This is a genomic window from Mycobacterium sp. TH-M11 (assembly GCF_057473725.1).
The window spans coordinates 1-7,082 of sequence record NZ_JBYCLD010000001.1; the positions used below are offsets into that span (position 1 = coordinate 1).

General features: G+C 66.9%; 6 protein-coding genes and 1 pseudogene. 4 read left to right on the forward strand and 3 right to left on the reverse strand.

Features of this window, described 5'->3' with window-relative positions; translation table 11 throughout:
• Window positions 1–297 (forward strand): annotated as a pseudogene (locus AC2VOG_RS00005) (DJ-1/PfpI family protein); the annotation flags it as partial.
• 153 nt (window positions 298–450) lie between these two features.
• Here the strand turns inward: AC2VOG_RS00005 and AC2VOG_RS00010 are convergent.
• Complete coding sequence (locus tag AC2VOG_RS00010; protein ID WP_486937861.1) at window positions 451–1,806, reverse strand: acetyl-CoA C-acetyltransferase; 1,356 nt, start codon at window positions 1,804–1,806, stop codon at window positions 451–453.
• Between the two features lie 141 nt (window positions 1,807–1,947).
• On the opposite strand from AC2VOG_RS00010, the gene AC2VOG_RS00015 reads away from it, so the two are divergent.
• Together AC2VOG_RS00015 and AC2VOG_RS00020 are read left to right on the forward strand one after the other, a co-directional pair.
• On the forward strand, window positions 1,948–3,321 hold the full coding sequence (locus AC2VOG_RS00015; RefSeq protein ID WP_486937862.1) for a 3-oxoacyl-ACP reductase: 1,374 nt from the start codon (window positions 1,948–1,950) through the stop codon (window positions 3,319–3,321).
• 5 nt (window positions 3,322–3,326) lie between these two features.
• Entirely contained in the window at window positions 3,327–4,169 is an 843-nt protein-coding gene (locus AC2VOG_RS00020) for a MaoC/PaaZ C-terminal domain-containing protein (protein WP_486937863.1), read from the forward strand.
• Window positions 4,170–4,188: 19 nt separating this feature from the next.
• Here AC2VOG_RS00020 and AC2VOG_RS00025 read toward each other — a convergent pair whose 3' ends face one another.
• The gene (locus AC2VOG_RS00025; RefSeq protein ID WP_486937864.1) at window positions 4,189–4,794 is read right to left on the reverse strand and encodes a TetR/AcrR family transcriptional regulator; all 606 of its coding nucleotides are present in this window, start codon (window positions 4,792–4,794) and stop codon (window positions 4,189–4,191) included.
• 136 nt (window positions 4,795–4,930) lie between these two features.
• Here AC2VOG_RS00025 and AC2VOG_RS00030 point away from each other — a divergent pair, with 136 nt between their 5' ends.
• The gene (locus AC2VOG_RS00030) at window positions 4,931–6,424 is read left to right on the forward strand and encodes a PE-PPE domain-containing protein (protein ID WP_486937865.1); all 1,494 of its coding nucleotides are present in this window, start codon (window positions 4,931–4,933) and stop codon (window positions 6,422–6,424) included.
• A gap of 12 nt (window positions 6,425–6,436) precedes the next feature.
• Here the strand turns inward: AC2VOG_RS00030 and AC2VOG_RS00035 are convergent, their stop codons facing one another.
• Entirely contained in the window at window positions 6,437–7,063 is a 627-nt protein-coding gene (locus tag AC2VOG_RS00035; protein ID WP_486937866.1) for a TetR/AcrR family transcriptional regulator, read from the reverse strand.
• Between the last annotated feature and the right edge of the window lie 19 nt (window positions 7,064–7,082).

Here is a 7,082-nt window from a genome sequence, read left to right on the forward strand (position 1 = left end):
GGCGTGTCGGCCGGGATCGACCTTGCACTGTGGCTGGCCGCGCGGATCGGCGGCGAGCACCGCGCCAAAGCCATTCAGCTCGTGATCGAATACGATCCGCAACCGCCGTTCGACTCCGGCCACACTTCGAAGGCGTCGGCGCAGACCAAGGCTGCAGCCACCGCGCTGATGGCCCGGGACATAGCGAAACCGGCCCAGCTGAAGGCCAGCGTGCTGCTGCTGTGGGATCACGCGATCGGCGCCGCCCGCACTCGGCGAAGCCAAATGACTCGGCGAAGCCAAATGACTCGCCGCTGAATCCCCTCAGTTCAGCGGCGAGCCACCGGTAGGCTGCCCCGCGGTTACTGCTGGGGGCGGGCGACCACGCGAAGCCAACCAGCGTGTCGATTACCCGACTCGACAGGTTGTCAAACCTCGCCGGCAGCCAGCGCTGCCCCCGGCGCCGATCCGCTACCCCTCCAGAATCGCGGCCACGCCCTGGCCTCCGGCGGCGCAGATCGAGATCAGCGCACGCACCGGCTTGTTCTTCGCTGTGCCCTTCACACCTTTCTGGCGCTCCTTCGCCTCGGCGATCTGCTTGGCGGCCTGCGCCACGATCCGACCGCCGGTGGCCGCGAACGGGTGCCCCGAGGCCAGCGACGAGCCGTTGACGTTGAGCTTGGACCGGTCGATGGCGCCCAGCGCCGAATCCAGTCCCAGCCGCTCCTTGCAGTACTCCGCCGACTCCCACGCCTGCAGGTGGCACAGCACCGTGGCGGCGAACGCCTCGTGGATCTCGTAGAAGTCGAAGTCCTGCAGGGTCAGGCCGTTGCGCGCCAACAGCCGCGGCACCGCGTAGGTCGGGGCCATCAGCAGCCCGTCGGCTCCGTTGACGTAGTCCACCGCGGCCGTCTCGGCGTCGACGAAGTACGCCAGCGGAGTCAGCTTGTGCGCGGCGGCCCACTCCTCGCTGGCCAGCAGCGCCACCGACGCACCGTCGGTGAGCGGAGTGGAGTTGCCCGCGGTCATGGTGGCGTCACCGGCCTTCGCGCCGAACACCGGCTTGAGCGTGGCCAGCTTCTCCGGGCTGGACTGGGGCCGCAGGTTGTCGTCGCGGTAGAGCCCCTGAAACGGCGTCACCAGGTCATCGAAGAAGCCGCGGTCATAGGCGGCGGCCATATTGCGGTGGCTGGCTGCGGCCAGCTCGTCCTGGTCGACCCGCTTGATGCCCATCTGCTTGGTGGTGATGGCCTGGTGCTCACCCATGGAAAGGCCGGTCCGCGTTTCTTTGTTGGCCGGGATCTCCACGCCCAACGCGGCGGGTAGCTTGCCGACAAGCTTGAGCCGTTGCACGTTCGACTTTGCCCGGCGCAGCGCGAGCAGCGTGCGGCGCAGTTCGTTGCCGATTGCCAGGGGCGCATCCGAAGTGGTGTCCACCCCGCCGGCGGCGGCCACCTCATAGCGACCGGCGGCGATTCCGTCGGCGGCGCAGATGGCCGCCTGCAGCCCGGTGCCACAGGCCTGCTGCAGGTCGAATGCCTGCGTGTAGGGCGACAGCGCCGAGCCCAGCACCGATTCGCGGATCAGGTTGAAGTCGCGGCTGTGCTTGAGCACCGCCCCGCCGATCACGGCGTCCAGCTTCTCGCCGGCCAGGCCGAATCGATCGATGAGGCCGCCCAACGCTGCGGTGAACATGTCCTGGTTGGACGCGTTCGCATAGGCGCCATCGGAGCGCGCGAAGGGAATGCGATTGCCCCCGAGGACGGCCACACGGCGTCGCGTGCCGGCGGTTGCCTCGGCAGTTTTAGCAGCAGATGCAGATGCCACGATCTCTCGTCTCTGATGGTGGGTCCCCCCGCATTGCCGGGGACGGTCGGCCTGATACTACCCAGTATTCTTACTCTGGAGTAAGTTCGTTGTCGACACCGTGGCCCGCACCAGGCACGTCCCCACATGGAAGGCAGCACTATGCCCCCCAAGGCCCCCAAGCTCTCCTCGGACCTGTTGTCCCAGATCCTGGGCTCCGCCCCCGGATCGTTCCTGTCCAAGCAGCTCGGCGTTCCGCAGGCCGAGACCCTGCGCCGTTACCGAGTCGGCGAGCCGGCACTGGCCGGGCCCCTGCTGATCGGCGGGTCGGGCCGGGTGGCCGAGCCGCTGCGGGCCGCACTGGCCGACGACTACGAGCTGGTCGGCGACAACCTGGGCGGCCGTTGGGCCGACTCGTTCGGCGGGCTGGTCTTCGACGCCACCGGTATCACCTCCCCCGCTGAGCTGACCCAGCTGCACGAGTTCTTCACCCCGCTGTTGCGCAACGTGGGCCGCTGTGGCCGACTGGTCGTTGTCGGCACCACCCCCGAGGCGGCCGGCAGCGCCGACGAGCAGATCGCCCAGCGCGCACTGGAGGGCTTTACCCGCTCATTGGGCAAGGAACTGCAGCGCGGCGCCACAGTGCAGTTGGTGTACCTGTCGCCGGATGCCAAGCCCGGGGCCACCGGCCTGGAGTCGACACTGCGATTCATCCTCTCGGCCCGCTCGGCCTACGTCGACGGCCAGGTGTTCTACGTGGGCGCCGACGACTCGAGCGCGCCCGCCGACTGGGACCGGCCGCTGGAGGGCAAGGTCGCGATCATCACCGGCGCGGCGCGCGGCATCGGCGCCACCATCGCCGAGGTGTTCGCCCGCGACGGCGCCAAGGTGGTGGCGATCGACGTGCCGCAGGCCGCCGAGGCGCTGGAGAAGACGGCCTCCCGGGTTGGCGGGACCGCGCTGGCACTGGACGTCACCGCCGACGACGCGGTGGATCAGATCGCCGCGCACCTCGCCGAGCACCACGGGGGCAAGGCTCACATATTGGTCAACAACGCCGGCATCACTCGCGACAAGTTGCTGGCCAACATGGACGACGCTCGGTGGAACGCGGTCCTGGCAGTCAACCTGCTTGCACCGCAGCGTCTTACCGAAGGATTGGTCGCCAACGGCAGCATCGGTGAGGGCGGCCGGGTGATCGGCCTGTCGTCGATGGCCGGGATCGCGGGTAACCGCGGCCAGACCAACTACGCGGCCACCAAGGCCGGCATGATCGGCCTGACCGAAGCGCTGGCTCCGACGCTGGCCAAGAAGGGCATCACGATCAATGCCGTCGCCCCGGGATTCATCGAAACCGAGATGACGGCGGCGATACCGTTGGCCACTCGCGAGGTCGGGCGTCGGCTGAACTCGCTGTTCCAGGGCGGTCAGCCCGTGGACGTCGCCGAGCTGATCGGCTACTTCGCCAGCCCGGCGTCGAATGCGGTGACCGGCAACACCATCCGGGTCTGCGGCCAAGCCATGCTGGGGGCGTGAGACACATGCCCCAACCCAGTGGCATGAGAAACATGGTGCGTGCGGTCGCCGGCGCGCTGCCCTTCATTCCGCGCACGCAAACCCTGCCGAACCGGACGCTGCGGGTCGACGCGCTGGCCATCGACCCCACCCACGTCGCGGCCTACGCAGCCGTCACCGGGCTGCGCTTCGCGGATCAGGTACCGCTGACCTATCCCTTCGCGCTGACGTTCCCAACCGTGATGGAGCTGGCGACCGGGTTTGACTTCCCGTTCGCCGCGATGGGCTCGGTGCACACCGAGAACCGGATCACCCGCCACCGCCCGATCGCGGTCACCGACACCGTCGGAGTGACGGTGCGGGCAGAGAACCTGCGCGAACACCGCAAGGGCCTGCTGGTCGACATCGTCACCGACATCACCGTCGGCAATGACCCGGCCTGGCATCAGGTGACGACGTTTCTGCACCAGCAGCGCACCAGCCTGTCCGACGAGCCGAAGCCGCCGCCGGCCAAACAGCCCAAGCTGGGCCCGCCCAGCGCGGTGCTGCGGGTGACCCCGGGCCAGATTCGCCGCTACGCATCGGCCGGCGGCGATCACAACCCGATCCACACCAGCTCGATCGGCGCCAAGCTGTTCGGCTTCCCCACCGCGATCGCGCACGGGATGTTCTCGGCGGCAACGGTTCTGGCCAACATCGAAGGTGCGCTTCCGGACGCAGTGGACTACACGGTGCGGTTCGGCAAGCCGATGCTGCTGCCGGCAAGCCCCGGCCTCTACATCGACAAGGTCGACGGCGGCTGGGATCTGGCACTGCGCAACGTCGCCAAGGGTTACCCCTACCTGACCGGGGCGGTGCGGGCGCTGTAGCCGGCACCGCCGTCGCCCGTTAGGCGTTGTCGACCGCGAAGCCGGCCGCCTTCAGCAAAGTCACCTTGCTGACCTCCCAGCGGGCGCTGACGACCTCGATCCCCCAGACCGGAATCGACATCACCAGCCCACGGACGACCACCATCACGGTGTCCATGTAGGCCCGCGCGGAAAACCCTGGGCCCGCCGCAGGTAGCGCCTCGGCGGAGGCGACCGCCAGACCGTAGATGTGTTGCTCCAGCGACTTCACCGTCTTGGCCAGTTGCGGGTCGGTCCAACACGCCACCCACAGCTGAGCGACCGAAAGCGCTTGGGGCGTGGTGAATTCGCGCCAGATCAGGTCGAGATACCCGCCCAGGTCCAGCGTGGCGGTCGCGGCCGTCTCTTCGAAGTGGATGCGGGCCTGATTGGCTAGTTCGAAGGCAAGCTGAGCGACCGCGGCTGTCACCAGGTCATCGCGGGTCGGGAAGTGGTACATCACCGTGCTTTGCGACACGGTCGCTGCGCCGGCGACGCGGCGCGTGGTCACCGCGACGACCCCCTCGGTCCGCAGTAGTTCAACTGCCGCGCCCACCAATGCTTGACGCGTGGCGGCGCGCTGCTCGGCCCGCGTGCCATTTTTCATTGGGATTCCCCTATTGCATTAACAGGTCCGCCACAGCTAATCTGACTGATCAGATGAACAGTCAACTGGGGCTCGGTCGTCATTTCCGCTGTTCAGGCCTGAAGACCTTGCCATGAGGCATTGTAAGGACACACCGATGACCTTCGCGTTTCGTCTCGACAACACCAGCCGGCCACTGCACGCGCTCGCCGTACCGTTGGCCATCACCTCCGCCGTCACCCTAGGCGTGTCCCCGGCCCTGCACTCGGTATCGACCACCGCGTGGAAAACCGTTGCGGCCCAAGTGAAATTACTGGACACCGAGGCATGGATCATGGGCGGCAGCGGCCTGCCGATCCCGCCCCAGAGCTACATGGACGCGCTCTTTGACCGCTACATCGATCCCGCCACCCCGTTCTTCGACGGCCAACCCCGCTACCCCGTGGACAAGACCAACCCCCTGTTCACACCGGAAGGCCTCTACCCCAACAGCGGCGTCAAGAGCCTGGAACTGGATCCGTCCATCGCCCAGGGCGTCACCATCCTGCACGACACGATCAACAGGCAGATCGCCGACGGGAACAACCTCGTCGTACTGGGCTACTCCCAGAGCAGCACCATTTCCACCATCGTGATGCGTGATCTGTTAGCGCTGCCTCCCGACCAACAGCCGACCGCCGACCAGCTGTCCTTCGTGCTGCTCGGTGCCCCCAACAATCCCAACGGCGGCCTATTCGAGCGCTTCGACATCTTGAACGATGGCAGCTACCCGACTATCCCGAGCCTGGGCATCACGTTCAACGGCGCGATCCCGGACGGCACTCCGTGGGACACCTCCGTCTACACCCTGGAATACGACGGCTACGCCGACTTCCCGAAATACCCGATCAATTTTCTCGCCGACCTCAACGCCGTCCTGGGCATCATCTACGAGCACACGATCTACCCAAGCCTGACCGCCGAGCAGCTGGCGACGGCCATCGAGTTGCCGATGAGCGAGGGCTACGACGGAAACACCCACTACTTCATGATTCCCAGCGAGATATTGCCGCTGTTGATGCCGCTGCAGTCGATCCCGGTCATCGGCCAGCCGATCTACGACCTACTGGAACCGGCTACGCGCGTCCTGGTGAACCTGGGCTACGGCAGCATCACCGAAGGCTGGTCCGCCGGCCCTGCCAATGTGGCCGACCCCTTCGCGTTGTTCCCGACCGACCTCAACTGGGGTGAGGTTCTGACAGCGCTGGGCAATGGGGCGCAAGAGGGCTGGAACAACTTCGTCAGCGACCTGTCGAATCTGTCGTTCCCCAGTGCAGCCGATTTCCTGGGCGCCTCGGCGGGCGACCTCACGTCATTCGCGCTGCCCAGCCTGACCGAAATCGTCAACACGTTCAGCAGTATCGCCTCGACGGCGTATGCCGCGCTGCTTCCGACCGCCGATATCCTCAACGCCCTGTTCACCACCGCGCCGGCGTACGCGCTCGATGTGTTCGCCCAGGAACTCGCCGAAGGCGACATCCTCAACGCTGTCGGCCTGCCGATCGCCGGCATCATCGGGTTGGGCACACTGGGAGCCGGTTTCGAATTCCTCGCACTCAACGGCGCGATCCGGGACATCACGGCCGACCTCCAGAGCCTCTTCACGGCGTGAGGCCGCGCCGGGCTACCCGGCCGCAACGGTGTCGGCGCCGTCGCGGCCGCCGGGGGCTTCTTTGAGGCCGCGCCAGAACAAGTCGATCATCAGCTCGCCGGCTTCATCGACGGCGGTGTCGCCGGTGCTGACCCGGCTCGCGATCGCCTCGCCGGCGCCTACCAGCGCGACCGCCATCAGCTCGAAGTCGACGCCCGGTTCGGGCTTACGCGTGCCGGCCCGCAACAGCCGGCCGACCAGCTCGATGATTCGCTCGCGGCCCTCGCGCACGGTGTGGGCGAACGCCTGCGAACTGGTGGCTTGGGTGTACATCACGATCCACGACGCCCGGTTGGCGTCGATGTAGCGCAAGAAAGCCCGAATTGTATTGCGCAGCATGTCTTTCGGGGGCTGCTGAAAGTCAATTTCGGTGCGCACCGACTCGACGAAGCGGCGCAGTTCGCGGTCCAGACATGCCCCGAACAGTTCTTCTTTGGAGCCGTAGTACAGGTAGAGCATCGGCTTGGAGATCTGCGCAGCCGCGGCGATCGAATCCATCGAGGTCTCGTGGTAGCCGTTGACCGAGAACATCTGCACCGCGGCGTCGAGCATCTGCTGTTCGCGCACGGCCCGCGGTAACCGCTTGCTACCAGCTGCCATCGCCTCGAGGTCCTTCCGC

Excerpts from the sequence above, each read along its gene's own strand:
- AC2VOG_RS00035 (WP_486937866.1), bottom strand. The coding sequence starts at position 7,063 with ATGGCAGCTGGTAGCAAGCGGTTACCGCGGGCCGTGCGCGAACAGCAG.
- AC2VOG_RS00025 (WP_486937864.1), bottom strand. The coding sequence starts at position 4,794 with ATGAAAAATGGCACGCGGGCCGAGCAGCGCGCCGCCACGCGTCAAGCA.
- AC2VOG_RS00015 (WP_486937862.1), top strand. The coding sequence starts at position 1,948 with ATGCCCCCCAAGGCCCCCAAGCTCTCCTCGGACCTGTTGTCCCAGATC.
- AC2VOG_RS00020 (WP_486937863.1), top strand. The coding sequence starts at position 3,327 with ATGCCCCAACCCAGTGGCATGAGAAACATGGTGCGTGCGGTCGCCGGC.
- AC2VOG_RS00030 (WP_486937865.1), top strand. The coding sequence starts at position 4,931 with ATGACCTTCGCGTTTCGTCTCGACAACACCAGCCGGCCACTGCACGCG.